Origin of the sequence: Teichococcus coralli, assembly GCF_009829925.1 — a bacterium.
GTDB classification, from domain to species: Bacteria; Pseudomonadota; Alphaproteobacteria; order Acetobacterales; family Acetobacteraceae; genus Pseudoroseomonas; species Pseudoroseomonas coralli.
On record NZ_SNVJ01000029.1, the window covers coordinates 15,882 to 38,483 of the forward strand.

Sequence of the window (22,602 nt, forward strand, 5' to 3'; positions counted from 1 at the left end):
GGATGACGTTGCTTTTCGTGCTGCACCTCGTGGGCGCCGTCCTTTGGGTCGGGGGCATGGCCTTCGGCATCCTGGCGATGCGGCCCGCTCTCGCGACCCTGCCGCCGCCGCAGCGGCTTGAGGCCAGCGCCGCCGCCCATCGCCGCTTCTTCCTGGTGGTGTGGCACGTCATGCCGGTGATGCTGGCCACCGGCTACGCCCTGCTGTTCGGCTGGTTCGGCGGGTTTGCCGGAGCAGGCTGGCACGTGCATGTGATGAACCTGACCGGGCTGCTCATGTCGGCCGTTTTCCTGGCCATTTTCTTCGGGCCCTGGCGACGGATGCGCGCGGCCCTCGCGGCCGGCGAGGCGGCCGATGCGGCGGCGGCGAACAACAAGGTCCGCCAGATGGTCACGGTGAATCTGCTGCTGGGCCTGCTGACCGTCATTGTCGCGGGTTGGGGGCGCTTCGGCGGGTGATGCCGGCCATCCACTTCAGCACGGACAACCAGGGACCGGAGGCGGAGGCGGTTCTGCGCGGCCTGCGGCAGCATCGCGCGGCTGCGCTGGCAGGACGGCCCGACGGCACCGCGACGCAGCCGCTCTGCTTTTTCCACCGGGACGGCGCCGGCACGCTGCGCGGCGGACTCGTGGCCGAGCTGGCGCTGGAGTGGCTGCTGATCGACAAGCTCTGGGTGGACGAGGCCCTGCGCGGCCAGGGCCTCGGCACCGCGCTGCTCCAGGCCGCCGAGATGGAGGCACGGCGGCGCGGCGCCACCGGGATGCATCTCTACACCAGTTCCTTCCAGTCGCCCGCATTCTACCGGCGGCATGGCTTCCAGGAGATCGGCCGGCTGGAAGGCCGCCCTGCCGGACACGACCGTTTCTGGCTCGCCAAGCGGTTCTGACCGGCTCCCAGCCTGGCTGGCGCTGACGGCGTGGCGCTCCCGCGCGGCGGGACGTCAGCCCGTCGGCCGCGCGCCGGGGGCGGGTGCTGCCAGAGCCGCCTGGATCGCCTGGCGGAAGGAGGCGGAATCCGGCTCCGTGCTGCTTGGGAAGCCCTGCAGCAGGCGACCATCCCGCCCGACCAGGTATTTGTAGAAGTTCCAGCGTGGCGCCACGCTCTGCGCCGCCGCCCAGACAAAGAAGGGATGCGCCTCCGGACCTTTCACATGCGTGGGCGCCGCCATCGGAAACTGCACGCCCCAGGTGGCCTCGCAGAAATCCTTGATGGCGTTGGCGTCCGCATTCTCCTGGTTGAAGTCGTTCGAGGGGACGGCCAGCACCAGCAGGCCGCGCGGGCCATAGCGCTCATGCAGTTCCTGTAGCCCGCTGAACTGGCGGGCATAGCCGCAGAAGCTGGCGGTGTTCACCACCAGCATCGGCTTGCCGCGCCAGTCGGCGAGGTCGATGACCCCGCCCTCGATATCGTCGAAGCGGAAATCATGCCCCCGCTCCGCCGGTGCGGCCGCCAGCAGCAGCGGCGTGGCCAGCAACAGGGCGCGGCGCGTTGTTTCAGCCATAGCGCTCCTCCAGCCAGGGGTCGCCGCGGTCATGATAGCCGCGGACTTCCCAGAAGCCGGGCTTATTCTGCGCCAGGAAGGTGATGCGCTTCACCCATTTCGTGCTCTTCCAGAAATAAAGATGCGGCACGACCACGCGGAGCGGGCCGCCGTGCTGACGGCTCAGGCGCTCGCCCTCCCAGGAGTGTGCCAGCAGGTTCTCCGGCCGCGCGAAATCGTCCAGCGTCAGGTTGGTGGTGTAGCCGTCATAACCTTCGAAGCTGACGAACTTCGCCTCCGGCGCCGGCTTCACGAGGTCCAGCAGCGCGCTCACCGCGACACCCTGCCAGGTGTTGTCGTAGCGGGACCACTGGGTGACGCAGTGGATGTCGTTGAAGCGCGTCTCTTGCGGCAGGGCGGTGAAGGCCGTCCAGTCCAGCGTAACGGGATTCCCGACCAGCCCGTCCAGCGTCAGGCGGAAGCTTTCCTCGGGCAGGTTGGGCTGGATGCCGAGGTCGAGCACCGGGTAATCCGTCACCAGCCGCTGGCCGGGCGGCAGGCGCTGCTCCGGCGTGGCATGCTGCCCTGTCAGCAGCCGCCCGGCCTTGGCCCAGGCCTGCTTGGTTTCCACCAGCTTCTGGCGGATGCCACCCGCCTCCGGCTTCTCGTCCTGGTCCATGCTGCGCGTCCCGCTGAGGTTCCGAGGTTTGCACCCATAGGTGACGCATGGCCGCCGGGATGCAAGAGCGCCTATCCTGGCGGCTGCAACAGGGAATTGCCGGATGCGACGTCTGCTCCTCTCCTTCTGCCTTGCCCTGGTAGCGGCGCCCGCGGCGGCGCAGGACCTCGCCTCCACCCCCGGCGCGTTGGATGCCCCGCGGCCCCCTGCCCGGGCGACGCGGCAGATGGTCGCGGCCGCGCATCCGCTGGCGGCGGAGGCGGGGCTGGCGATGCTGCGGGCCGGTGGCTCGGCCGTGGATGCCGCGGTCGCCGTGCAGGCGGTGCTGTCCCTGGTGGAGCCGCAATCCTCCGGCCTTGGCGGCGGCGCGCTGCTGATGCACTGGAACAGCGAGGCCGGCCACATCACGGCCTGGGATGGCCGGGAGACCGCACCGGCCGCGGCCACAGCCGAGCTTTTCCTGCGGCCGGACGGCACCCCCCTCACCTTCTACGAAGCCGTGCTCTCCGGCCGCAGCGTCGGCGTGCCCGGCGCGATCCCGATGCTGGAGGCTGCCCATCGTTCAGCGGGGCACCTGCCATGGGCCGATCTTTTCCAGCCAGCGATCCGCCTCGCGGAGCAGGGCTTCGAGGTTTCCGAGCGGCTGGCGCGCTCCATCGCCGCCGATGCCGAGCGGCTGCGGCGCGATCCGGCAGCCGCCGCCTATTTTTTCACTGTTGAAGGCGTTCCCCTCGCCGCCGGCCAGCGCCTGCGCAACCCGGCCCTGGCCGAAACCCTGCGCCGCGTCGCCGCCGGAGGCGCGCAGGCACTGCAAACCGGGCAGGTCGCGGCGGAAATCGTCGCCGCCGTGGCGCGGCATGGCGACCGGGGCAACGGCATGACGGCCGAGGATCTCGCCGCCTACACGCCGAGGCGGCGCGAGGCGGTTTGCACGCCCTACCGCATCTGGCGCGTCTGCGGCTTCCCGCCGCCAAGCTCGGGTGGCGTGGCGGTGGCCCAGATCCTTGGCGTGCTGGAGCACTTCGACATGGCACGGCTCGATCCGGTGGGCGCCGAGGCCGCCCACCTGCTGACCGAGGCCAGCCGCCTCGCCTTCGCCGACCGGAATCTCTACCTCGCCGACAGCGACTTCGTCCCGGTGCCCGTCCAGGGCCTGACGGAGGACCTCTACCTCACCCTGCGTGCCCAGTTGGTGGACCGCCTCCGCGCCAACCCCGCGCCGCGCCCAGGCAACCCGCGCTGGCGCGGCGCGATCTCCGCACCGCAGCCGGCGCAGCCGGAGCACGGCACCAGCCAGGTCGCGATCGTGGACGCCGAGGGCAACGCGATCTCGATGACCACCACCGTGGAGGATGCCTTCGGGGCACGTCTGATGGTCGGCGGCTTCATGCTCAACAACGAGCTGACCGACTTCTCCTTCCGCCCGACCGTCGATGGCCGGCCAGTGGCGAACCGCGTCGAGGGCGGCAAGCGCCCGCGCTCCTCCATGGCGCCGACGCTGGTCTTCGACGGCGAGGGGCGGCTGGTGGCGGCGCTGGGCTCGCCGGGCGGGGCGCGCATCATCGGCTACGTCGCGCAGACCCTGCTCGGCCTGCTGGACTGGGGCCTCGACCCGCAGGCGGCGGTTTCCCTCCCGCGCATCGGCAGCCTGGGCACCACGGTGGAACTGGAGGAGGGCACGCCTGCCGCCGCCCTCGCCGCCGACCTGCAGGCGCGCGGACAAAGGACCGACATCCGCCCCTCGCCTTCCGGCCTGCAGGCCATCCTCGTGACGCCACAAGGGCTGCTGGGCGGCGCCGATCCACGCCGTGAGGGCGTGGCGATCGGCGATTGAAAAAGGCCCGGGGAACGCCGTCCCCCGGGCCCTCGCGGCTCAGTGCTTCTTGCCGCCGCCCGCCTGGGCGCGCAGGTCGGCGATGGTGGCGCGGTGCGTCACCTGCTCCGGGTTCACCCGCACCTCGATGATGGCCGGCTTGCCGCTGGCCACCGCCCGCTGGAAGGCGGGCACCAGCTCGCCGTCCTTCTCCACCACCTCGCCATGCCCACCGAAGCTCTCGATGAACTTGGCGAAGTCCGGGTTGGTCAGCCTGGTGCCGGAGACGCGGCCGGGATAGGCGCGCTCCTGGTACATGCGGATGGTGCCGTACATGCCGTTGTTGAACACCATCACCACCGGCGCCACGCCGGCCTGGAAGGCGGTGGCGATCTCCTGCCCCGTCATCAACGCGCCGCCGTCGCCGACCAGGCCGATCACGGTGCGGTCCGGGTAGGTGATCTTGGCGCCGATCGCCGCCGGCACGGCATAGCCCATGGCGCCGTTGGTCGGGCCGATGAATTCCTGCTCCGCCGTCACGTGCATGAAGCGGTTCGGCCAGGTGGCGAAGTTACCGGCGTCGCAGGTGAAGATGGTGTCCTTCGGCAGCACCTTCTCCAGCGCCTGCAGTTCGCGGGCGAGGTTCAGCGGGCCGGCATAGTCCGGCGCCTCGGCCTGCTTGACGCGGGCGGCATGCACCTCCTTCGTCCAGGCGGACCAGCGCGCCCCGCCCTTCGCGGCCGGCAGCCTGGCGAGTGCCTCGGCGAAGGCGTTGATCTCGGCGGTGATGCCGAGCGCGGGGCGGTAGACGCGGCCGATCTCGGCCTGCTCCGGATAGACGTGCACGATCTTTTGGCCGCCATTGGCCGCCCCTTGGCCCGCCATGTCGAACAGGGTGTAGCCCTGGCTGACGGGCTCGCCGATGCGGGTGCCGATGGCGAGGATCAGGTCCGCCTGCTTGGCCTTGGCCACCAGCGCGGCATCGGCGCCAACACCGAGGTCACCGGCGAAGTTCGGCAGGGTGCAGTCATACAGGCTCTGGCGGCGGAAGCCGACGGCCACCGGCAGGTCCCGCGCCACGCAGAACTCGCGAACCTGCCGACGCGCCTCCTGCGTCCAGCGCGAGCCGCCCAGCACCACCAGCGGGCGCTCGGCCGCGTCGAGCATGGCCAGCATCCGCTCCATCGCCGCCGGCGCGGGAGAGGCGGGCGCCACCTCGGCCGGGCCGATGTCGGGGACCGCCACGCGCGCCTTCTGCATCTCCTCCGAGATCGCCACCACCACCGGGCCGGGGCGGCCGGAGGTCGCCACGTCGAAGGCATGCGCCATCAGCTCGGGGATGCGCGCGGCGTCGTCGATCTGCGTCACCCACTTGGCGACCGAGCCGAACATCCGGCGGTAGTCCACCTCCTGGAAGCTCTCGCGGTCGGTCTCGGAGAAGGGGATCTGGCCGACGATCAGCACCAGCGGCGTGCTGTCCTGCATGGCGATGTGCACGCCGATGGCGGCATGGCAGGCGCCGGGGCCGCGCGTCACCAGCGCCACGCCGGGGCGGCCGGTGAGCTTGCCATGCGCCTCGGCCATGTTCACCGCGCCCGCCTCGAAGCGGCAGGTGACCAGCTCAAGCTTGTCCTGGTTGGCGTAGAGGCCGTCCAGCAGATCCAGATAGGACTCGCCGGGCACGCAGAAGGCATGGGTCACGCCCTGGGCCACCAGCGCGTCGGCCAGGAGCTGGCCGCCGGTTCGTGTTGCTGTGCTCATCCCGTCCATGACGCTTGCATTCCCTCCGCTGGTCGTCAGACAAGTGGCGGCACGCTAGCCGAGGCGGCGGTGCGCGGCTACCCCTGGCAAGCGGCGTCTCGCGGCCCTTCCCTGCCCACCCTCTCCGCGCCATGGTGCGCGGCATTTCCCAATCCTGGAGGCCCGAGCGATGCGAGCGATCTTCGTCATGATCAAGTGCGAGATGGGCCAAGCCTATCAGGTGGCGCGGGAGATGGCCGACAGCATCGAGGAACTGTCCGAGATGCACTCCATTTCCGGCCAGTACGACCTGCTCGGCAAGTTCTACCTGGAAGGCGACCGCGATATCGGCCTCTTCGTGGTGGAGCGGGTGCAGACGGTTCCCGGCGTGAAGGATACCTATACGGTGCAGACCTTCAACGCCTTCTCGCGCGCCGCGGGCTGAGGCGCGCCGCGCGGCCGGCCTGCCCAACGGCCGCCTCGATCCTGCCTCAGGAGTGCCTTGCCAGGGAACGAGGATGCATCGCATTGGAGGAGCCACGCCCATGCGACGCATTCTTCCCGCCTTTGCCCTGGCCGGTGGCCTGCTGATCGCCGGCTGCCAGAATGCCGACGGCACGACCGATTGGGGCAGCACCCTGGCGCTCGGCGCCGGCGCGGGACTCGCCACCGGCCTGCTGATCGGCTCAATCGGTGACGATGGCGACCGCCATCACTACCGGCGTCCCCCGCCGCGCCGCGGGTACGGCTACGGTTACGGATATGGCCGCCCGCACGGGCATCGCGGCTATTACGGCCGGGGCTGGTAGCGGCCCCGGCCCTGCAAGGCCTCAGCTCTTCAGCGAGTCCGGCACCTTGCCGCCGTTCTCGGCCAGCTTCTGCATGACCTGCTTGTGCAGCCAGATGTTCATGGCAGCAGAGTCGTTGGGGTCGCCGCTGTAGTTGAGCTCCTTTGCGAGCTCCTTGCGGTTGTCGAGGCTGCTGTCCAGCCCGAGCAGCTTCATCAGGTCCACGATGGAGCGGCGCCAATCCAGCTTCTGCGGGTTCTTTTCCGCCATTTCCGTCAGCACCGCCTCGACGTCCACGGACTGCTGGCCCGCCGCCCCGGGCGCCGGCGTGGCCGCTCCCGCCCCGCTGGGCATCGGTGCCGCGCCGGGCGCCACGGGCGTCGCCGTGCCGGCTTCCGTACCGGGCGCCGAGGCAGTGGTGATCTTGGGCGCGTCGTCCGTGGCGCTGGGTGTTCCGCCCGCCGGGGCTGCGGGCGCGGCGCCGGTGCCGCTGCCGGAAGCCGGCGAGGCGCCGTTCGGGGTCGCGGCGCCGGCCTGGCCGTGGCCGAAAATCCTGGACATGATGGAACCAAAAACGCTCATGCGACTCTCCTCGAAAGCGGACCCGAAAGGGTCCCGGCCTTCAACGCCGCGCTTGGGGTGAAGGTTTTGCCTGCCGCGCCGGCCGGTTTGCCGCGCGGCCGCCCTTGCCGCGCCCAGCCGGCGGTGCGATTGTCCGCCCCGACCCTGCCGCCGGCGGGCTTGCGGGCGCGCCCCTGCGTGTCGCCCGGGCAGCTCCCCGGCGGCGAACCGATGGCGTCCAGACGAGGATCAGCATGGCCAAGATCAAGGTGAAGAACCCTGTCGTCGAGCTCGACGGCGATGAGATGACCCGCATCATCTGGGGGTTCATCAAGGACAAGCTGATCGTCCCCTATCTCGACATCGACCTGAAGTACTACGACCTCGGCATCGAGTACCGCGACCAGACCGACGACCAGGTGACGGTGGATGCGGCCAACGCCATCAAGCAGTACGGCGTCGGCGTGAAGTGCGCGACCATCACCCCGGACGAGGCGCGGGTGAAGGAGTTCGGCCTGAAGAAGATGTGGCGCTCGCCCAACGGGACGATCCGCAACATCCTCGACGGCACCATCTTCCGCGAGCCGATCATCTGCCAGAACGTGCCCCGCCTGGTGCCGCACTGGACGAAGCCGATCGTCGTCGGCCGCCACGCCTATGGCGACATCTACCGCGCGGTCGAGATGAAGGTGCCGGGCGCCGGCACCGTCAAGATGACCTACATCCCCGAGGGTGGCCAGCCGCAGGAGATCGGCGAGTTCGCTTTCAAGGGCGCCGGCGCTGCGATGATGCAGCACAACCTGAACAGCTCGATCGAGGGCTTCGCCCGCGCCTCCTTCAACTATGGCCTGGCGCGCAACTTCTCGGTCTACTTCAGCCACAAGAACACGATCCTGAAGGCCTATGACGGCAACTTCAAGGACATCTTCCGCTCGATCTACGACGCCGAGTTCAAGGCCGAGTTCGAGAAGCGCGGCCTGACCTACGAGGACCGCCTGATCGACGACATGGTGGCCTCCGCCCTGAAGTGGGAAGGCGGCTACATCTGGGCCTGCAAGAACTACGACGGCGACGTGCAGTCCGACATCGTGGCGCAGGGCTTCGGCTCGCTCGGCCTGATGACCTCCGTGCTGCTCTCCCCGGACGGCAACACGGTGGAGTCCGAGGCGGCGCACGGCACCGTCACCCGGCACTATCGCGAGCACCAGAAGGGCCGCGAGACCAGCACGAACCCGATCGCCTCGATCTTCGCCTGGACCCGCGGCCTGGCCTATCGCGGCAAGTTCGACGGCACGCAGGATGTGGTGGACTTCGCCAACGCGCTGGAGCAGGTCTGCATCGAGACCGTCGAGAGCGGATACATGACCAAGGACCTCGCCGTGCTGATCGGCAAGGGGCAGTCCTGGCTGAACACCCAGAACTTCCTGGCCAAGCTGGACGAGAACCTGAAGAAGAAGATGGGCTGAGGCAGCTCAGGCGGCTTCCGGAACCGGCGGGCACCCCCAGGGGTGCCCGTTTTGCGTTGGTCCCTTGCCGTTACGGCGGCGTGCAGCGCCGCCGCGACGGCACCGGCGGGCTCATTCCGTCACGGCCCGGGTCGTGCCGGCCCGGCGGTTCCAGAACAGCGTCACCTTTGAGACGCTGCACAGGTTCAGCGCCTCCCATTCCGACTCATCGCCATCCTCATAGACAACCTTCAGATCCCATTTGCAGGTGCGCGCGCGCGGATTGAAGGTGACGTTCACCGTGCTGCCGTCGGGCACCGCGTCGCGGCCCATGATGTCATCGCCCCATGAGGAGCTGCTCGCGGGACTGACATAGACTTCGTCGATCTGGTAGCCGGTGCGGTTGACGAGGCGGAAATCCAGCGCGCTCTGGGCATGCGCCACGCTGGACACGGCCAGCGCCAGCAAGGCGAGGGCGAACGGAACGCGCATGACAATCTCCTGTCGAGGCCGGCGGTTCCGCAATTGTCCACGGAGTTTGTCAACAAATACCTTCTTCTGCGCCGCCGGGATCAGCGGCGGACCAGGCCGGCCAACGCGGCCACGCCCAGCAGCAGCACCCCCACGCCGCCCAGCGCCACCGGCAGGCCCACCGCCTGCGCCACGAAGCCGATCAGCGCCGGGCCGCCGAGCAGGCCGGCATAGCCGAGCGTCGCCACCGCCGCGATGGCCGTCCCTGGTGCGCTGCCGGGCAGCCGCCCCGCGGCGCTGAACAGCAGCGGCACCGCATTCGCGAGCCCCAGCCCGATCAGCACGAAACCCAGCAGCGCCGCCCAGCTCCAGGGCAGCAGCGTGGCGCCCAGAAAGCCCGCCGCCGCCAGCAGGGCGCCGCCCGCGAGCACCGCCACGGGGCCGAAGCGCTGGTTCACCCGGTCCCCGAGCAGCCGGGCCGCCGCCATCGCCAGCGAAAAGGCCGCGAAGCCGACCCCCGCCAGCCGCAGCGGCTGCCCGCGCTCCTGCGTCAGGAAGATGCCGCTCCAGTCGATCATGCTGCCCTCCGCCATCAGCGCGACGATGGCGAGCAGCCCCAGCCCGACCACCGGGCCGCGCGGCAGGGTGAAGGCGTGGCTTTCGCCGGGCCGGTCGGCGGCGCGCGGCAGCAGCGCGGTGAACTGCGCCGCCAGCAGCACCACCCCGCCCGCCGCGATGAGCAGCGCCGCCTGCACCGGCGGCAGGCCCAGCGCCAGCAGCCCGGTGGCCACGCCCGCCCCCAGCAGCCCGCCCAGGCTGAACAGGCCATGGATGGAGGACATGATCGGCCGCCGCCCGCGTGCCTCGACCGCGACGGCCTGCGCGTTCATGGAGACGTCCATCAGCCCGCCCGCGGCGCCGAACAGGAACAGCGCCAGCGCCAGCAGCGGCCCGGAGGGGGCCAGCGGCAGCACCGGCAGCATCGCCACGAAGCCGAGGCCGGCGGTGACCGAGACCGCCCGGCTGCCATGCCGCTCCACCAGCCCGCCGGCCAGGGGCATGGTCAGGATGCCGCCCGCGCCGAGGGCCAGCAGGATGAGGCCGAGCGTCGCCTCGGCGAGGCCGAGCCGCTCCCGCACCAGCGGGACCAGCGGCGCCCAGGCGGCGAAGATCGTTCCGCTGGCCAGGAACACCAGGCGGATGGCGCGCTGCGCGGCTCGGGGCTCGGCGGTGGTCAGAATCGCTTCCGGGTTCATGCCGCCCCGCTTGAACGCCCGGCGAGCGCGACGCAAGCCGCGCCGCGTGAAGACTGCCGCGCGCGCCGGCTTGTGCTATGCCGCGCGGCATGGACCTGCCGCTCGCCACGCTGGACTGGATCGCGCTTGCCGTCTTCGCCCTGTGCTGGGCGGGCTATGCCATGGTGGTGGACCGGGTGCCCTCCATCCGCGCCCGCAGCGTCATCGCCGCCATGGACGAGCACCGGCGCCGCTGGATGCGCGCGGCACCAGGGCGGGAGAACCGCATCGCCGACATCAGCATCATCGGCAACCTGATGACCTCGACCTCCTTCCTGGCCAACACCAGCATCTTCATCCTGGGCGGGCTGGTGGCGATGCTGGGTGCGCCGGATCTCGGCCGCCGCATCTTCGGCGCGGTGCCCTTCGTGCAGGCGCCCGTGGACGACGCCGGCTGGGAGATCCGCATCTTCCTGCTGATCTTCATCTTCGTGCGCGCCTTCTTCGAGCTGACCTGGGCGCTGCGGCAGTTCAACTACTGCTCCATCTGTGTCGGCGCGCTGGGCAAGCCGCCCGAGGCGCTGGCGGACGCGGAGGTGGCGGCCGAGGTCGCCAACCGCGCCGCGCGCCACTTCAACACCGGCCTGCGCGCCTATTACTTCGGCCTTGCAGCCCTGGCCTGGATCCTGCACCCCCTGGCGCTGATCGTCAGTAGCCTGCTGGTGCTGCGGGAGCTGCATCGCCGTGAGTTCCGCTCGGTGGTGCGCGACGCGCTGAACCAGGCTCCCGCCGGCTCCCCCTGAGCAGCGGCCCGCCATTTGCTTGACGGCTCCGGGTGAAGGGTCTTCAACCCGCCTGATCCAGGAGTCCCAGCGACCATGCATCGCCGCTCGCTTATCGCCGCCGCCGGCCTCGCCCTCCCCGCCCTCCGCGCCGCCCGTGCCCAGGGCGCGACGCCGCTGCGCTTCTCGCTGGACTGGGCGCTGCAGGGCAACCACGCCATGTTCACCATCGCCGCGGAGCGCGGCCTGTTCCGTGATGCCGGCCTGGCGCCACGCATCGACCGTGGCTTCGGCTCGGGCGACACGGTGGTGAAGGTCGCCTCGGGTGCTTATGACCTGGGCTATGCCGAGGTCTCGGCGGCGGTGAAGTTCAACGCGGAGAACCCGGAGCGGCGCGTCGTCTGCATCTATCCCGTGCTGGACCGCACGGCGGCCGCCGTCATCACCGTGAACGGCCGCGGCATCGCGGCGCTGAAGGACGTCGCCGGCAAGCGCCTCGGCGCGCCGGAGGGCGAGGCCTCGCGCGTGCTCTTCCCCACCTTCGCCCGCGCCGCCGGCATCGACACCGGCAGCATCCAGTGGACCAGCATGGCCGCCAACCTGCGCGACACCATGCTCGCGCGCGGCCAGGTGGACGCGGTGACCGGCTTCCTGTTCACCACCCACTTCAACCTGCTGGCCGCCGGCGTGAAGGAGGATGACATCCTCGCCTGGCCCTATGCCGAGAACGGCCTGGACCTTTATGGCAGCGGCATCATCGCCCGCGCGGACTGGCTGGAGAAGAACCCGCAGGCGGCCAGCGGCTTCGTGCGCGGCTGCGTCGGCGGCCTGAAGCTGCTGCTGGCCGAGCCGGACGCGGCTATGGAATCGGTGAAGGCGCGCGAGCCGCTCTTCGACGTCGCGCTGGAGAAGCGCCGCTGGGCGATGACGCGTGACCGCTGCATCCTGACCCCCGCCGTGCGCGAGCACGGCACCGGCCATCTCGACATGGCCCGCGCCGAGACGCTGGTGCGCGCCAATGCCGAGGCCTATGGCCTGAAGAACCCGCCAGGCGCGGAAAGCCTGTTCACCGACCGCTTCCTGCCGCCCGCCGCCGAACGGCGCCTCGCCTGATGCACCGGCGCGCCGGGAGGGCCGCCTGCCTCGCCTTCGCCCCGGCGCTGCTGCTGGGCGGCGGTGCGCTGGCCGAGGCGCTGCGGGACGCCGGCAGCGGCCTCTCCGTAACCCCGCCGCCCGGCTATGCGGCCGCCGCCGCCCCCCCGAGCGGCGCGCAGACCGCGCGCTTCACCCTGCGCCAATCGCAGGACCAGGACACCGGCTGCACCATCGCCTATGTTCCGGCGCCGCAGAACGCGCTCTACACCCAGGAGCAGATCAACAGCCGCACCCGCCTGCCCGGCTGGCAGACCATCGAACGCACCCGGCTTGCCGCCGTCTACACGCTGCGGGAGCAGTCCCTCTTCGAGCAGGCCGGCGTCGCCGGCGTGGAGATCGTGGGCGACCTGCGGCCGGCGGCGAAGCTGCCGGAGCGGGCGCAGGCGCTTCGCTCCTTTTTCGCCACCATGGAGACGCCGCGCGGCCGCATCACCTTGGTCTGCGTGGCCGAGAAGGAAAGGTTCGCGGCTCGCCGGCCGGGGTTCGAGGCGGTGTTGCGCGGCGTCATGCCCCCCGGCTGACAGCGAGCCGGCCCGCCCCCCCACACGCGATAGCGATGGCTTGCCCGGCATCCGCCGGCCGCCCTGGCGGTTGCCTTCGCATCACTCGCATCGAGGGGACGCAGGCATGATCCCGACCCGGCTGCATGGCGCGATCGACTACGCTGTTTCCGCGGCGCTGATCGGCCTTTCCGCCTCGCGCGCCTTCCCGGGGCCGGTGCGGCGGGTGCTGGCCACCGCCGGCGCCGGCCATGCGAGCTACTCGGTGCTGACGGATTACGAAGGCGGCTTCCATCCAGCCCTCACCATGCGTGAGCATCTGGCGCTCGACACGGCCGGCGCCCTGGCGCTCTGCGGAGCCGGCCTGCTGATGCGCAGCCAGCCTGCCGGCGCGCGCGCGCTGCTGCTCGGCATCGGACTGGCGGAGCTGGCGGTGATCGCGACGAGCGGCGCAACCCCGGTCAGCGGACCAGGCCAGAATGCCAGCCCGGCGGCACGCCTGACGGGGCATGACGAAGCCATCTCCGCGCGGCAGGTCGGCTATCCGCCGCTCGACACGCCGAAGCCTGTGGCGGAGAACGTCTTCATCGTGGACAGCCTGCTGCCCGGCCCGCTCGGCGCCGTGCTGCCGGTGCGGATGACGGTGATCCGCCTGCCCGATGGCAGCCTTCTCGTGCACTCGCCCACGCGGTTCAGCGATCCGCTGAAACAGAAGCTGGAGGAGCTTGGCCCCATCCTGCACCTGGTGGCGCCCAGCCTCGCGCACTGGCGGTTCCTGGAGGAATGGCAGCACGCCTGCCCGAGTGCCATCACCTGGGCCGCGCCCGGCCTGGGCGAACGCGCCGCCGTGCGGCGAAGCGGCGTGCGGCTGGACCATGAGCTGCGCGATGCGCCGCCCCTCACCTGGGGCGACGCCGTCAGGCCGGTGACGGTGGAGGGCGCCATGGGGTTCCATGAGGTCGCGCTGTTCCACACGCCGACGCGCACGCTGGTGCTCACCGATCTGGCGATGCGGCTGGAACCGCCCAAGGTCCCTGCATTGTTGCGCCCGCTGATCCGGATGTTCGGCACGATGGCGCCGGACTCCATGCCGCCGCCCTACCTGCGCGCGGTGGTGAAGCAGCGGCGGCGGCAGGCGGCGGACGCCGCCAGGCGGCTGCTGGACCTGCGGCCCGAGCGAGTCATCTTCGCGCATGGCCGCTGGTTCGACCAGGACGGCGCCGCCGAGCTAAGGCACTCCCTGCGCTGGCTGCTGGACTGAGCCGGCCTCAGGCGAGCGGTGCGCCCGGGTCGCCTGGCGCCGTCTCGTGCCCAAGTTCCACCAGCGCCACGATGCGGCGCCCGGCGGCATCGGGGCGGCAGACGATGGCGCCCTGCTCCTCCATATAGGCCAGCAACCGCCGCGCCCGGCCGGGCGAGCGGGTGCCGTAGGCCTGGGCAATGGTCGCATCCGAGGGACACGGCAGGCGCTCCAGCGCGGCGCGGGCGAGCAGCAGGTAGACGCCCTGGGCGTCCTCCGGCAGGGCGGCGGCACGCGCCTCGACCTCCTGCCAGGCATCGCCCTCCGCCGCCTCCGCGCTGACGCCCGCGCGCGCGACGGCCAGCATCCGGCGAAAGGCGGGGATCTCCGGCGGCTTGCCGGAAATCGCGTGGATCCGCAGCCGCACCAGGAAATCCTGGTACAGCACGCTGACGGAGCGGAAGGCGGCCTCCGGCTCGGCCAGGATCTGCCGCAGGATCTCTTCGAGGCGCCGCTTGCGGGCGGCGCGCTCCTCGGGCGTCGGCTCCGGCTCGGCGCGTGGCGCGGCAACGGCGGGACGGGCCTGGGCGAGCTGCGTCAGGATATCCGGCGGCGGCGGCGCGGCAGCGCGGCGCGGCGGCGGACGCATCGCGGGCTCCGGCTCCGCCGCCGCCGCCAGAACAAGCTCCTTCGCCTCCTCGGGCGCCGTTTGCGGCAACGGGATCAGCCCGGGATTGGTGCCGCGCGATTCGGTTTCCACGACGCCGATGCGGATCGGCAGCGGCCGCCGTGAAAGGGCCGGCCCGAGGGCGACGAAGGAGCCGCGCGGCAGGTCGCGGAACATCTCCGCCTGGCGCCGCTCCATGCCCAGCAGGTCGGCGGCGCGCGCCATGTCGATGTCGAGGAAGGTGCGGCCCATCAGGAAGTTGCTCGCCTCGGCGGCGACGTTCTTCGCCAGCTTGGCCAGGCGCTGGGTGGCGATGACGCCGGCCAGCCCGCGCTTCCTGCCGCGCGACATCAGGTTGGCCATGGCGCCGAGCGAGGCGCGGCGAGCCTCGTCCGACACCTCGCCGGCGGCGGCGGGGGCGAAGAGCTGCGCCTCGTCCACCACCACCAGCATGGGCGACCAGTGGTCGCGCTCGGCGTCGAACAGGCCGCCGAGAAAGGCGGCGGCGTGGCGCATCTGCCCGTCGGCGTCGAGGCCCTCGAGGTTCAGCACGACGGAGACGCGGTGCACCCGCACCCGGTCGGCCGCGCGCTGCAGCGCCGCCTCCGTGTGCTGGGCGGCGTCGATGACGAGATGGCCGAAGCGTTCGGCGAGCGTGACGAAATCGCCCTCGGGGTCGATCACCGCCTGCTGCACCCAGGGCGCGGACTGCTCCATCAGCCGGCGCAGCAGGTGCGACTTGCCGGAGCCGGAGTTGCCCTGCACCAGCAGCCGCGTCGCCAGCAGCTCCTCCAGGTCCAGGGTTGCCGCCTGCCCGGCCGTCGTCTTCCCCATCTCGATGCCGACCGTCATCCACCTCTCCGCCGCGTCCGGGCGGACCTAATAGCGGATCGCGGCGGAGTCGCCAGGGATGGCTGGCCTGCGGGGGAAGCGCGGGCCGGCCACGGGTAGTTCAGGCCTTCACCAGCGGGCAGCCCCCTTCGGCGAGCGGCCGGAACGCCTCCTCGGCCGGCACGGTGCCTTCCAGCCGGTAGTAGTCCCAGGGGCCGCGGCTCTCGGCCGGCGCCTTCACCTGGAACAGGTAGGAGGGATGCACCTTCCGGCCGTCGGCGCGCAGCGTTCCGGCGCCGAAGCAGTCGTCGTCGGCCGGCATGGCCTTCATGCGCGTGACGACGTCCAGCCCGCTGGCCTTGGCTGCCGGCAGCCCCATGTCCGCCACCGCCTTCAGGTAGTGCAGCACGCCCGAATAGGTGCCGGCATGCTCCTGGTTCGGCCAGTTGCCGGCCACCTTGGGCTTCACCCGCTCCAGGAAGGCGCGGGTGCGGTCGTTCAGGTCCCAGTAGAAGGCTTCCGAGAGCAGCAGGCCCTGCGCCGTCTCCAGTCCGAGCGCATGGATGTCGGTGACGAACATCGGCGTGCCCGCCAGCCGCACGCCACGCTGCGTGACGCCGAACTCGCGCGCCTGCTTGATGCAGTTGACCATGTCCGCGCCCGCCATCAGCAGGCCGACCACCTTGGCGCGGCTGGCCTGCGCCTGCACGAGGTAGGAGGCGAAGTCGGTCGTGCCCGGGAAAGGGAAGCGAACCGAGCCCGCGACCTTGCCGCCGCTGTCCTTGATGAAGCGGGTCAGATCGCGCTCCATCTGATGCCCGAAGGCGTAGTCGGCGACGATCAGGAACCAGCTGTCGCCGCCACCGCGCACGGTGGCCTTGCCGACGGTGTTGGCCAGCATCCAGGTGTCGGCCGTCCAGTGCACGGTGTTGGCGGAGCAGCGCTCGCCGGTCAGCGCCGCGGAAAGCGCGCCGGTGTTCACCTGGACCTTGTTCTTCTCCTGCACCAGCCCGGCGATCGCCAGGGCGATGGCGGAATTGTTGACCTCGCAGATCATGTCCACGCCGCTCTGGTCGATCCACTGCCGGGCCAGGGCGAGGGCCAGGTCCGGCTTGTTCTGGTGGTCGCCTTGCAGCACCTCGACCGCCATGCCACGGGCGGAAAGGTTCAGGTCCTCCACCGCCTGCTTCGCGCAGGCCAGCGCCGTGGGGCCCGAGGTGTCGCGGTAGGGGCCGGAGAAATCGGCCAGCACGCCGATGCGGAGCGGGGCGGAGGTCTGGGCGCGCACCTTTGGCAGCGGGGCCAGCAGCGCCGTTCCCCCGGCCAGGAGCTGGCGACGGTTGATCTGGAGCATGTCTTGAACTGTTCCCTTCCGGGTGGCGCTTGGTGGCCACCGCGGGGTGGGATGATCGGCCGGGAGCGGGACCCGCCGCAAGCGGAAGTTTTCCGAAGCCGGAATGGCCTTCAGAAGCTGGAACACCTAGCGGTGCAACGGCAGGCGCAGCGTGCCAAGGGCGACGCCGCCCAGCACCAGCGCCATGGCGACGGCATGGTAGGGGTGCAGGCTCTCGCCCAGAATCGCGGCGCCGAGCGCCAGGGCATAGGCCGGCACCAGGTACATGGACATGCTGGCCCGCGCCGCGCCGAGCATGCCCACCACCCGCGCGAAGGCCCCATAGGCCCCGATGCCGGCGACGATGCCGAGGAACAGCATGCCCCAGAAGGCCTGGGCGCCGAGCGCGGGCACACCCATGCTGGCCCATTCCAGTGCCACCAGCGGCACCATTCCGAGCGCGCCACCCGTCGCCACCACCCAGATCAGCAGCATCGGCGGCAGCGGCACGGGATGATGACGCAGCAGCGCCGTGTAGCCGGCCCAGGCCAGGATGGCGCCAAACATCAGCGCGTCGCCCGAGTTCAGCTCAAGGCGCAGCAGCGCCGCCATGTCGCCACGGAAGGCGGCCACGGCGATGCCGCAGAACGCACAGCCGATCCCTGCCAGCATGGCGGGCCGCAGCCGCACGCCCCAGACGACCCGCTCGATGATCGCGACCAGCAGCGGCGACATGGCGGCGATCAAGGCGATGTTGCCGGCGCTGGTATACCGTGCCGCGCCGTATTGCGGGGCCACGCTCGCCACGCCGCCGAGCAGCGCCAGCAGCGCAAGCGCCCCCGCCGGGGCACGCCACAGCGCCCCCTGCCGCAGATGCGGCCAGACCAGCGGCAGGAGCAGCAGCGCGGCGACGGTCCAGCGGCCGAAAGCCAGGGTGACCGGCGGCACGGAGCCGCTGAGCCAACGAGCCCCCACCATGTTGCTGGCGAAAAGCAGCGGCGCCCCAAGGAAAAGCAGGATGACCAGCCAGCGCGGGCCGGAGGGAGTGCCTTGCGGGAGATGGGAATCGGCAACGAGCTTCGGCGGTGACATCGCCCTTGGGCCTGGATCCTGTGTAGGTTCAGGCTAGGGCGATTGGGTCAGTCGTTCTTACCGAATTGAGGGTGGGATGCGAGGAAGGGCAGGGAAATCCTTCCGCGAGAATGCCAAGCTACGGATGAATCTTCCGCAGCCTGAGCGATCCCTCCCCGGTCAGGCCGGCCGTGAGGCGAGTTCCGCCAGTGCCCAGTCGATCCAGGGCAGCACGGCGCGCAGGTCGGCGGTCTCCACCGTGGCGCCGCCCCAGAGGCGCAGGCCAGGCGGCGCGTCGCGGTAAGGCGCCACGTCGAGCGCCACGCCCTCGCCCTCCAGCAGCGCGACCAGCGCTTTCGTGGCGGCCGCCTGCCCGGCAGTGTCCAGCGCGGTGAACCAGGGCGCCACGATGCGCAGGCAGATGGAGGTGCAGGACCGCGTCTCCGGCCGCTCCGCCAGGAAGGCGACCTGCGGCTGGCCCTCAACCCATTCCGCCACCGCGGCCAGATTGGCTTCCGAGCGGGCGATCAGGGCCGGCAGGCCGCCGATGGCCTCCGCCCAGCGCAGCCCATCCAGCGCATCCTCCACCACCAGCATCGACGGGGTGTTGATGGTGTCGCCCTGGAAAATGCCTTCGATCAGCCTGCCTCCCTTCGTGAGGCGAAAAATCTTCGGCAGTGGCCAGGAGGGGGTATGGGACTCCAGCCGTTCCACGGCGCGCGGCGAAAGGGCCAGCATGCCATGCGCCGCCTCGCCGCCCAGCACCTTCTGCCAGGACCAGGTGACCACATCGAGCTTGTCCCAGGGCAGGTCCATGGCGAAGGCGGCGGAGGTGGCGTCGCAGATCGCCAGCCCCTCGCGGTCCGCCGCGATCCACTCGGCATCGGGCAGGCGCACGCCCGAGGTGGTGCCGTTCCAGACGAAGACGAGGTCGTGCTTCGGGTCGGCCCGGGTGAGGTCGGGAAGCTGGCCGTAGGGCGCCTGCAGCAGCCGCACGCCGGGAAGGCGGAGCTGGCTGGTGATGTCGGTTGCCCACTCGCCGGAGAAGCTTTCCCAGGCCAGCACGTCCACGCCGCGCGGGCCAAGCAGCGACCACAGCGCCATTTCCACCGCGCCGGTATCGGAGGCCGGCACGATGCCGAGCCGCCAGCCCGCCGGCATGCGCAGCACCGCCTTGGAGCGCGCGATCACCTCCGCCAGCCGCGCCCTGGCGGCCGGCGCACGGTGGCTGCGGCCCAGCAAGGCGCCGTCCAGCGCCGCCAGCGACCAGCCCGGCCGCTTGGCGCAGGGGCCGGAGGAGAAGCAGGCACTGGCCGGGCGCTGGCTGGGCCGGGGGTTGATTTGCGCCATGGCGGGTCACACTCGCGGTTCGGAACGGTAGGCGGGGTTTGCGCCGCCTGGGCCGGCGGATCAAGCGGCGTGCGGCGGCCGGCGCGCCCGCTCAGCCCAGCGCGGCGAGCCGTGCCGGGTCCAGGGTGACGGCATGGTTGAGCGGGCCATGCCCCTTTCCCAGCCCGGGCGCCGTGCGCAGCGCCGCCTGCACATAGGCGCGCGCCCGCACCACCGCGCCGCGCAACCCCAGCCCCTGCGCCAGCCCGGCGGCGACGGCCGAGGCCAGGGTGCAGCCGGTGCCATGGGTATGGCGGCTCTCGATCCGGTCGCTCTCAAACGCCTCGATGCCTTCCCGCGTCGCCAACAGGTCCACCAGCCGCGGGCCGGGAAGATGGCCGCCCTTCAGCAGCACCGCCGGCGCGCCGAGCGCCAGCAGCTTTTCCGCCGCCGTCCGCATCGCGGCGACCTCGCCTATCGGCATCCCGGCCAGCACCTCCGCCTCGGGCAGGTTGGGCGTGATGATGCTGGCGAAAGGCAACAGGCGGCGCTTCAGCGTTTCCACCGCCGCCTCGGCCAGCAGGTGATGGCCGCCCTTGGCCACCATCACCGGGTCCACCACCACCGGCAGAGGGGTGCCATGCGCCGCCAGCGCCTCGCAGACGGCCTCGATGGTCGCGCTGTCGCCCAGCATGCCGGTCTTGACCGCGTCGGCGCCGATATCCTCCAGGCCGAGGCGGATCTGCTGCCGGATGAACTCCGGCGGCACCGGATGGACGCCGTGCACGCCCAGGGTGTCCTGCGCCGTCAGTGCCGTGATGGCGGTGGCGGCATAGGCACCGAGCGCCGTGCAGGTCTTGATGTCGGCCTGGATGCCGGCGCCGCCGCCCGAATCGGAGCCGGCGATGATCAGAACGCGGCCCCGCATCAGCCGGCCTCCCCAAGCTGGCTGGCCAGGACGCGCTCGGGGCCGGCCGCCGCGCGGGCGCGGATCAGGGCGGCCAACTCCTCCACCGTACTCTCGACGAGCGGCTCCTCCTCCGCCTCGGCCATCACGCGGATCACCGGCTCGGTGCCGCTGGGACGGATCAGCACGCGGCCGCGCGCGCCGAGCCGCGCCTCGGCGGAGGCGATGGCCTCCCGCACCCCGGCATCCTCCAGCGGGCTGCTGCCGGCGTAGCGGACATTCACCAGCCGCTGCGGCAGGGGCGTGAAGCGGCGGCAGACCTGGCTCGCCGGGCGCCCCTCCTCCACCAGCACGGCCAGCACCTGAAGGGCCGCCACCAGGCCATCCCCCGTGGTGCCGAAATCGCTCAGGATCATATGCCCGGACTGCTCGCCGCCGAGGTTGCAGCCGGCCTCGCGCATCCGCTCGCCGACGTAGCGGTCGCCCACCTTGGTCCGCAGCAGCCTGAGGCCCTGCGCCTTCAGGAAGCGCTCCAGGCCGAGGTTCGACATCACGGTGGCCACCACCGCATCGCCCCGCAGCCGGCCCTGCGCCGCCCAGGACTGCGCCACCAGCGCCAGGATCTGGTCGCCATCCACGACCTGGCCCTTCTCGTCGGTGAGAACGAGCCGGTCCGCGTCGCCGTCGAGCGCGATGCCGAGATCCGCCCGGCGCTCGCGAACCAGCTCGGCCAGGCGCTCCGGCGCGGTGGAGCCGCATTCACGGTTGATGTTGAAGCCGTCCGGCGACACGCCGACCGGCACCACCTCCGCGCCCAGTTCCCACAGCACGGTGGGCGCCACCTTGTAGGCCGCGCCATGGGCGCAATCCACCACGATGCGCTTGCCGGCCAGGCTGAGGCCCTTGGGGAAGCTGGCCTTCACCGCCTCGATGTAGCGGCCCGGCGCGTCCTCCAGCCGGCTGGCGCGGCCGAGGCGGGAGGGAACAACAAGCTGGGCGCTGAGGTCGCCCGCCATCAGGTCCTCGATCTCCGCCTCCTCGGCATCGGAGAGCTTCAGCCCGTCCGGGCCGAAAAGCTTGATGCCGTTGTCCTCGAAAGGATTGTGGCTGGCGGAGATCATCACCCCGAGATCGGCCCGCAGCGAGCGGGTCAGCATGGCGATGGCCGGTGTCGGCAGCGGCCCGACCAGCACCACGTCCATGCCGGCGCCGACAAAGCCCGCCGTCAGCGCCGGCTCCAGCATGTAGCCGGAGAGGCGCGTGTCCTTGCCGATCACCACGCGATGCCGGTGCGCACCGCGGTTGAAGAACCGCCCCGCCGCCTGGCCCAGCCGCAAGGCCGTGGAGGCATCCATCGGCGCCCGGTTCGCCACCCCGCGAATTCCATCCGTGCCGAACAGACGGCGCACCGCATCAGCCATGCCGGGCTTCCCTTCGCTTGAGCCTACACGGTGGCTGTAGCGCAGAACCCCCGTGTTGATGAATTCCCCCGAGGGGGGAGGCAGCCGAAAAACCTCACTCCAGTTCCGCCGAGCCCGGCTCCGCGCAGGCCCGCCACATGCGCAGCGCCTGCACCGTCTCCGCCACATCATGCACCCGCAGGATGGAGGCGCCTCCCGCCGCGGCGGCCAGCGCGACGGCGAGGCTGCCCGGCAGGCGTTGGGCCGGTGCCTCCACCCCTGTCACACGGCCGATGAAGCGCTTGCGCGAGGCGCCGACCAGGATGCGGCAGCCGATGCCCGCGAGCAGCGGCAGCCGGTTCAGCAGCAGCAGGTTCTGCATGCCCGTCTTGCCGAAGCCGAGGCCGGGATCCACCACGATCCGGCCGCGGGAGATGCCCAGGGCCTCCGCCGTCTCGACGCGCTGGCGCAGAAAGCGGGCGACATCCAGCACCACGTCGTCGTAGCGGGTCACCTCCTGCATGCGCCGCGGATCGAGCACCGGCATGTGCATCAGCACCACCGGCGCGCGCGCTTCGCGCACCACCCGCTGGGACGCCGGGTCCTGCCGCAGCGCCGTGACGTCGTTGACGATCTCCGCCCCGGCATCCAGCACCGCCCGCATGGTGGCGGGATGGCGGGTGTCCACGCTGACCACCGCGGCCTTGGCCAGTTCCCGCACGACCGGCAGGACGCGGGCGATCTCCTCCTCCGGGGTGACTGGCTCGGCACCCGGCCGCGTGCTCTCCCCCCCGACGTCCAGGATGTCCGCCCCCGCCTCCAGCATGGCGTGGCCGGCGGCGATGGCGGCGGCGGGGTCGAGGTGCTGGCCACCGTTGGAGAAGCTGTCGGGGGTGGTGTTGAGGATGCCCATGACCAGCGGCCGGGAGTTGGGCAGATCGCCGAGCGGAAGCGGGCGGCGGGTCAGCGGAGGCAGCAGGTCCTCCCAGCCTTCCGGCAAGGCGCGGGCCGCATGGATGCCGAGGTCACGCCCGTCCTCGATCAGCCGCGCCAGGGCAAAGGCAGTCGGCCCGCCGGCCAGCGGCAGCGCGTGGCCGTCCCGAATGGCCTGCAGCGCCGCCGGGCCGTGCAACAGGCCGGCCGGCTCCACCCAGCGTTCGCGCATCCCGACCTCC

General features: G+C 71.4%; 23 protein-coding genes. 10 read left to right on the top strand and 13 right to left on the bottom strand.

Translation table 11 applies throughout. The features are described 5' to 3' along the window. The first annotated feature begins 2 nt into the window (after nucleotides 1-2). Nucleotides 3-458 carry a CopD family protein gene (locus E0493_RS21115; protein WP_160939248.1) on the top strand — a complete coding sequence of 152 codons (456 nt, stop codon included), beginning with the start codon at nucleotides 3-5 and terminating at the stop codon, nucleotides 456-458. Next, complete coding sequence (locus E0493_RS21120) at nucleotides 458-886, top strand: GNAT family N-acetyltransferase (protein ID WP_160939249.1); 429 nt, start codon at nucleotides 458-460, stop codon at nucleotides 884-886. Before E0493_RS21115 ends, E0493_RS21120 begins: the two co-directional genes overlap by 1 nt. Before the next feature lie 54 nt (nucleotides 887-940). Here the strand turns inward: E0493_RS21120 and E0493_RS21125 are convergent, their stop codons facing one another. Further along, nucleotides 941-1,501 carry a glutathione peroxidase gene (locus E0493_RS21125; RefSeq protein WP_160939250.1) on the bottom strand — a complete coding sequence of 187 codons (561 nt, stop codon included), beginning with the start codon at nucleotides 1,499-1,501 and terminating at the stop codon, nucleotides 941-943. Then, nucleotides 1,494-2,159: a sulfite oxidase-like oxidoreductase gene (locus E0493_RS21130; RefSeq protein WP_160939251.1), complete on the bottom strand. Its 666-nt coding sequence runs from the start codon at nucleotides 2,157-2,159 to the stop codon at nucleotides 1,494-1,496. Before E0493_RS21130 ends, E0493_RS21125 begins: the two co-directional genes overlap by 8 nt. A 103-nt stretch (nucleotides 2,160-2,262) precedes the next feature. Here E0493_RS21130 and ggt point away from each other — a divergent pair, with 103 nt between their 5' ends. After that, entirely contained in the window at nucleotides 2,263-3,993 is a 1,731-nt protein-coding gene (gene ggt, locus E0493_RS21135) for a gamma-glutamyltransferase (protein WP_160939252.1), read from the top strand. Between the two features lie 39 nt (nucleotides 3,994-4,032). Here ggt and E0493_RS21140 read toward each other — a convergent pair whose 3' ends face one another. Then, on the bottom strand, nucleotides 4,033-5,742 hold the full coding sequence (locus tag E0493_RS21140; RefSeq protein ID WP_160939253.1) for a thiamine pyrophosphate-dependent enzyme: 1,710 nt from the start codon (nucleotides 5,740-5,742) through the stop codon (nucleotides 4,033-4,035). Nucleotides 5,743-5,902: 160 nt separating this feature from the next. Here E0493_RS21140 and E0493_RS21145 point away from each other — a divergent pair, with 160 nt between their 5' ends. Continuing rightward, complete coding sequence (locus E0493_RS21145; RefSeq protein ID WP_160939254.1) at nucleotides 5,903-6,157, top strand: Lrp/AsnC ligand binding domain-containing protein; 255 nt, start codon at nucleotides 5,903-5,905, stop codon at nucleotides 6,155-6,157. A gap of 100 nt (nucleotides 6,158-6,257) precedes the next feature. Further along, nucleotides 6,258-6,521, top strand: coding sequence for a hypothetical protein (locus E0493_RS21150; RefSeq protein WP_160939255.1), 264 nt, complete (start codon nucleotides 6,258-6,260; stop codon nucleotides 6,519-6,521). 21 nt (nucleotides 6,522-6,542) lie between these two features. Here E0493_RS21150 and E0493_RS21155 read toward each other — a convergent pair whose 3' ends face one another. Further along, entirely contained in the window at nucleotides 6,543-7,082 is a 540-nt protein-coding gene (locus E0493_RS21155; RefSeq protein ID WP_160939256.1) for a DUF3597 domain-containing protein, read from the bottom strand. A gap of 233 nt (nucleotides 7,083-7,315) precedes the next feature. Between E0493_RS21155 and E0493_RS21160 the strand changes: the two genes are divergently transcribed. Continuing rightward, a complete protein-coding gene (locus E0493_RS21160; RefSeq protein WP_160939257.1) occupies nucleotides 7,316-8,527 on the top strand; it encodes an NADP-dependent isocitrate dehydrogenase in 1,212 nt (403 codons plus the stop codon). A 111-nt stretch (nucleotides 8,528-8,638) separates the two neighbouring features. Here E0493_RS21160 and E0493_RS21165 read toward each other — a convergent pair whose 3' ends face one another. Next, entirely contained in the window at nucleotides 8,639-8,998 is a 360-nt protein-coding gene (locus E0493_RS21165) for a hypothetical protein (RefSeq protein WP_160939258.1), read from the bottom strand. Between the two features lie 80 nt (nucleotides 8,999-9,078). Then, nucleotides 9,079-10,233 carry an MFS transporter gene (locus E0493_RS21170; protein WP_160939259.1) on the bottom strand — a complete coding sequence of 385 codons (1,155 nt, stop codon included), beginning with the start codon at nucleotides 10,231-10,233 and terminating at the stop codon, nucleotides 9,079-9,081. Nucleotides 10,234-10,322: 89 nt separating this feature from the next. On the opposite strand from E0493_RS21170, the gene E0493_RS21175 reads away from it, so the two are divergent. The 4 genes from E0493_RS21175 to E0493_RS21190 all read left to right on the top strand — a co-directional run bounded on the left by E0493_RS21175 (nucleotide 10,323) and on the right by E0493_RS21190 (nucleotide 13,910). Beyond that, nucleotides 10,323-11,015 (top strand): DUF599 domain-containing protein, encoded by a 693-nt coding sequence (locus tag E0493_RS21175; RefSeq protein WP_160939260.1) that lies wholly within the window; start codon nucleotides 10,323-10,325, stop codon nucleotides 11,013-11,015. Nucleotides 11,016-11,090: 75 nt separating this feature from the next. Beyond that, entirely contained in the window at nucleotides 11,091-12,107 is a 1,017-nt protein-coding gene (locus E0493_RS21180) for an ABC transporter substrate-binding protein (protein WP_160939261.1), read from the top strand. Beyond that, a complete protein-coding gene (locus E0493_RS21185) occupies nucleotides 12,107-12,670 on the top strand; it encodes a hypothetical protein (RefSeq protein WP_160939262.1) in 564 nt (187 codons plus the stop codon). The genes E0493_RS21180 and E0493_RS21185 overlap by 1 nt, the downstream gene beginning before the upstream one ends. Nucleotides 12,671-12,776: 106 nt before the next feature. Next, the gene (locus E0493_RS21190) at nucleotides 12,777-13,910 is read left to right on the top strand and encodes a DUF4336 domain-containing protein (protein ID WP_202397265.1); all 1,134 of its coding nucleotides are present in this window, start codon (nucleotides 12,777-12,779) and stop codon (nucleotides 13,908-13,910) included. Nucleotides 13,911-13,917: 7 nt separating this feature from the next. Here E0493_RS21190 and E0493_RS21195 read toward each other — a convergent pair whose 3' ends face one another. From E0493_RS21195 to folP, 7 genes are all read right to left on the bottom strand, one after another. Next, nucleotides 13,918-15,408, bottom strand: coding sequence for an ATP-binding protein (locus E0493_RS21195; RefSeq protein ID WP_160939263.1), 1,491 nt, complete (start codon nucleotides 15,406-15,408; stop codon nucleotides 13,918-13,920). A 100-nt stretch (nucleotides 15,409-15,508) separates the two neighbouring features. Next, nucleotides 15,509-16,741 (bottom strand): ABC transporter substrate-binding protein, encoded by a 1,233-nt coding sequence (locus tag E0493_RS21200; RefSeq protein ID WP_160939264.1) that lies wholly within the window; start codon nucleotides 16,739-16,741, stop codon nucleotides 15,509-15,511. 126 nt (nucleotides 16,742-16,867) lie between these two features. Next, entirely contained in the window at nucleotides 16,868-17,812 is a 945-nt protein-coding gene (locus E0493_RS21205) for a DMT family transporter (protein WP_160939265.1), read from the bottom strand. A 159-nt stretch (nucleotides 17,813-17,971) separates the two neighbouring features. After that, nucleotides 17,972-19,141 (bottom strand): phosphoserine transaminase, encoded by a 1,170-nt coding sequence (locus tag E0493_RS21210; protein WP_160939266.1) that lies wholly within the window; start codon nucleotides 19,139-19,141, stop codon nucleotides 17,972-17,974. A 91-nt stretch (nucleotides 19,142-19,232) separates the two neighbouring features. Continuing rightward, the gene (gene thiD / locus E0493_RS21215; RefSeq protein ID WP_160939267.1) at nucleotides 19,233-20,048 is read right to left on the bottom strand and encodes a bifunctional hydroxymethylpyrimidine kinase/phosphomethylpyrimidine kinase; all 816 of its coding nucleotides are present in this window, start codon (nucleotides 20,046-20,048) and stop codon (nucleotides 19,233-19,235) included. Beyond that, complete coding sequence (gene glmM / locus E0493_RS21220) at nucleotides 20,048-21,448, bottom strand: phosphoglucosamine mutase (protein ID WP_160939268.1); 1,401 nt, start codon at nucleotides 21,446-21,448, stop codon at nucleotides 20,048-20,050. The genes thiD and glmM overlap by 1 nt, the downstream gene beginning before the upstream one ends. Before the next feature lie 94 nt (nucleotides 21,449-21,542). Continuing rightward, nucleotides 21,543-22,592 carry a dihydropteroate synthase gene (gene folP / locus E0493_RS21225; protein WP_160939269.1) on the bottom strand — a complete coding sequence of 350 codons (1,050 nt, stop codon included), beginning with the start codon at nucleotides 22,590-22,592 and terminating at the stop codon, nucleotides 21,543-21,545. Nucleotides 22,593-22,602 lie beyond the last annotated feature (10 nt).

Coding starts and splice junctions, on each gene's coding strand:
- E0493_RS21115 (WP_160939248.1), top strand. CDS start 3: ATGACGTTGCTTTTCGTGCTGCACCTCGTGGGCGCCGTCCTTTGGGTC.
- E0493_RS21120 (WP_160939249.1), top strand. CDS start 458: ATGCCGGCCATCCACTTCAGCACGGACAACCAGGGACCGGAGGCGGAG.
- E0493_RS21125 (WP_160939250.1), bottom strand. CDS start 1,501: ATGGCTGAAACAACGCGCCGCGCCCTGTTGCTGGCCACGCCGCTGCTG.
- E0493_RS21130 (WP_160939251.1), bottom strand. CDS start 2,159: ATGGACCAGGACGAGAAGCCGGAGGCGGGTGGCATCCGCCAGAAGCTG.
- ggt (WP_160939252.1), top strand. CDS start 2,263: ATGCGACGTCTGCTCCTCTCCTTCTGCCTTGCCCTGGTAGCGGCGCCC.
- E0493_RS21140 (WP_160939253.1), bottom strand. CDS start 5,742: ATGGACGGGATGAGCACAGCAACACGAACCGGCGGCCAGCTCCTGGCC.
- E0493_RS21145 (WP_160939254.1), top strand. CDS start 5,903: ATGCGAGCGATCTTCGTCATGATCAAGTGCGAGATGGGCCAAGCCTAT.
- E0493_RS21150 (WP_160939255.1), top strand. CDS start 6,258: ATGCGACGCATTCTTCCCGCCTTTGCCCTGGCCGGTGGCCTGCTGATC.
- E0493_RS21155 (WP_160939256.1), bottom strand. CDS start 7,082: ATGAGCGTTTTTGGTTCCATCATGTCCAGGATTTTCGGCCACGGCCAG.
- E0493_RS21160 (WP_160939257.1), top strand. CDS start 7,316: ATGGCCAAGATCAAGGTGAAGAACCCTGTCGTCGAGCTCGACGGCGAT.
- E0493_RS21165 (WP_160939258.1), bottom strand. CDS start 8,998: ATGCGCGTTCCGTTCGCCCTCGCCTTGCTGGCGCTGGCCGTGTCCAGC.
- E0493_RS21170 (WP_160939259.1), bottom strand. CDS start 10,233: ATGAACCCGGAAGCGATTCTGACCACCGCCGAGCCCCGAGCCGCGCAG.
- E0493_RS21175 (WP_160939260.1), top strand. CDS start 10,323: ATGGACCTGCCGCTCGCCACGCTGGACTGGATCGCGCTTGCCGTCTTC.
- E0493_RS21180 (WP_160939261.1), top strand. CDS start 11,091: ATGCATCGCCGCTCGCTTATCGCCGCCGCCGGCCTCGCCCTCCCCGCC.
- E0493_RS21185 (WP_160939262.1), top strand. CDS start 12,107: ATGCACCGGCGCGCCGGGAGGGCCGCCTGCCTCGCCTTCGCCCCGGCG.
- E0493_RS21190 (WP_202397265.1), top strand. CDS start 12,777: ATGATCCCGACCCGGCTGCATGGCGCGATCGACTACGCTGTTTCCGCG.
- E0493_RS21195 (WP_160939263.1), bottom strand. CDS start 15,408: ATGACGGTCGGCATCGAGATGGGGAAGACGACGGCCGGGCAGGCGGCA.
- E0493_RS21200 (WP_160939264.1), bottom strand. CDS start 16,741: ATGCTCCAGATCAACCGTCGCCAGCTCCTGGCCGGGGGAACGGCGCTG.
- E0493_RS21205 (WP_160939265.1), bottom strand. CDS start 17,812: ATGTCACCGCCGAAGCTCGTTGCCGATTCCCATCTCCCGCAAGGCACT.
- E0493_RS21210 (WP_160939266.1), bottom strand. CDS start 19,141: ATGGCGCAAATCAACCCCCGGCCCAGCCAGCGCCCGGCCAGTGCCTGC.
- thiD (WP_160939267.1), bottom strand. CDS start 20,048: ATGCGGGGCCGCGTTCTGATCATCGCCGGCTCCGATTCGGGCGGCGGC.
- glmM (WP_160939268.1), bottom strand. CDS start 21,448: ATGGCTGATGCGGTGCGCCGTCTGTTCGGCACGGATGGAATTCGCGGG.
- folP (WP_160939269.1), bottom strand. CDS start 22,592: ATGCGCGAACGCTGGGTGGAGCCGGCCGGCCTGTTGCACGGCCCGGCG.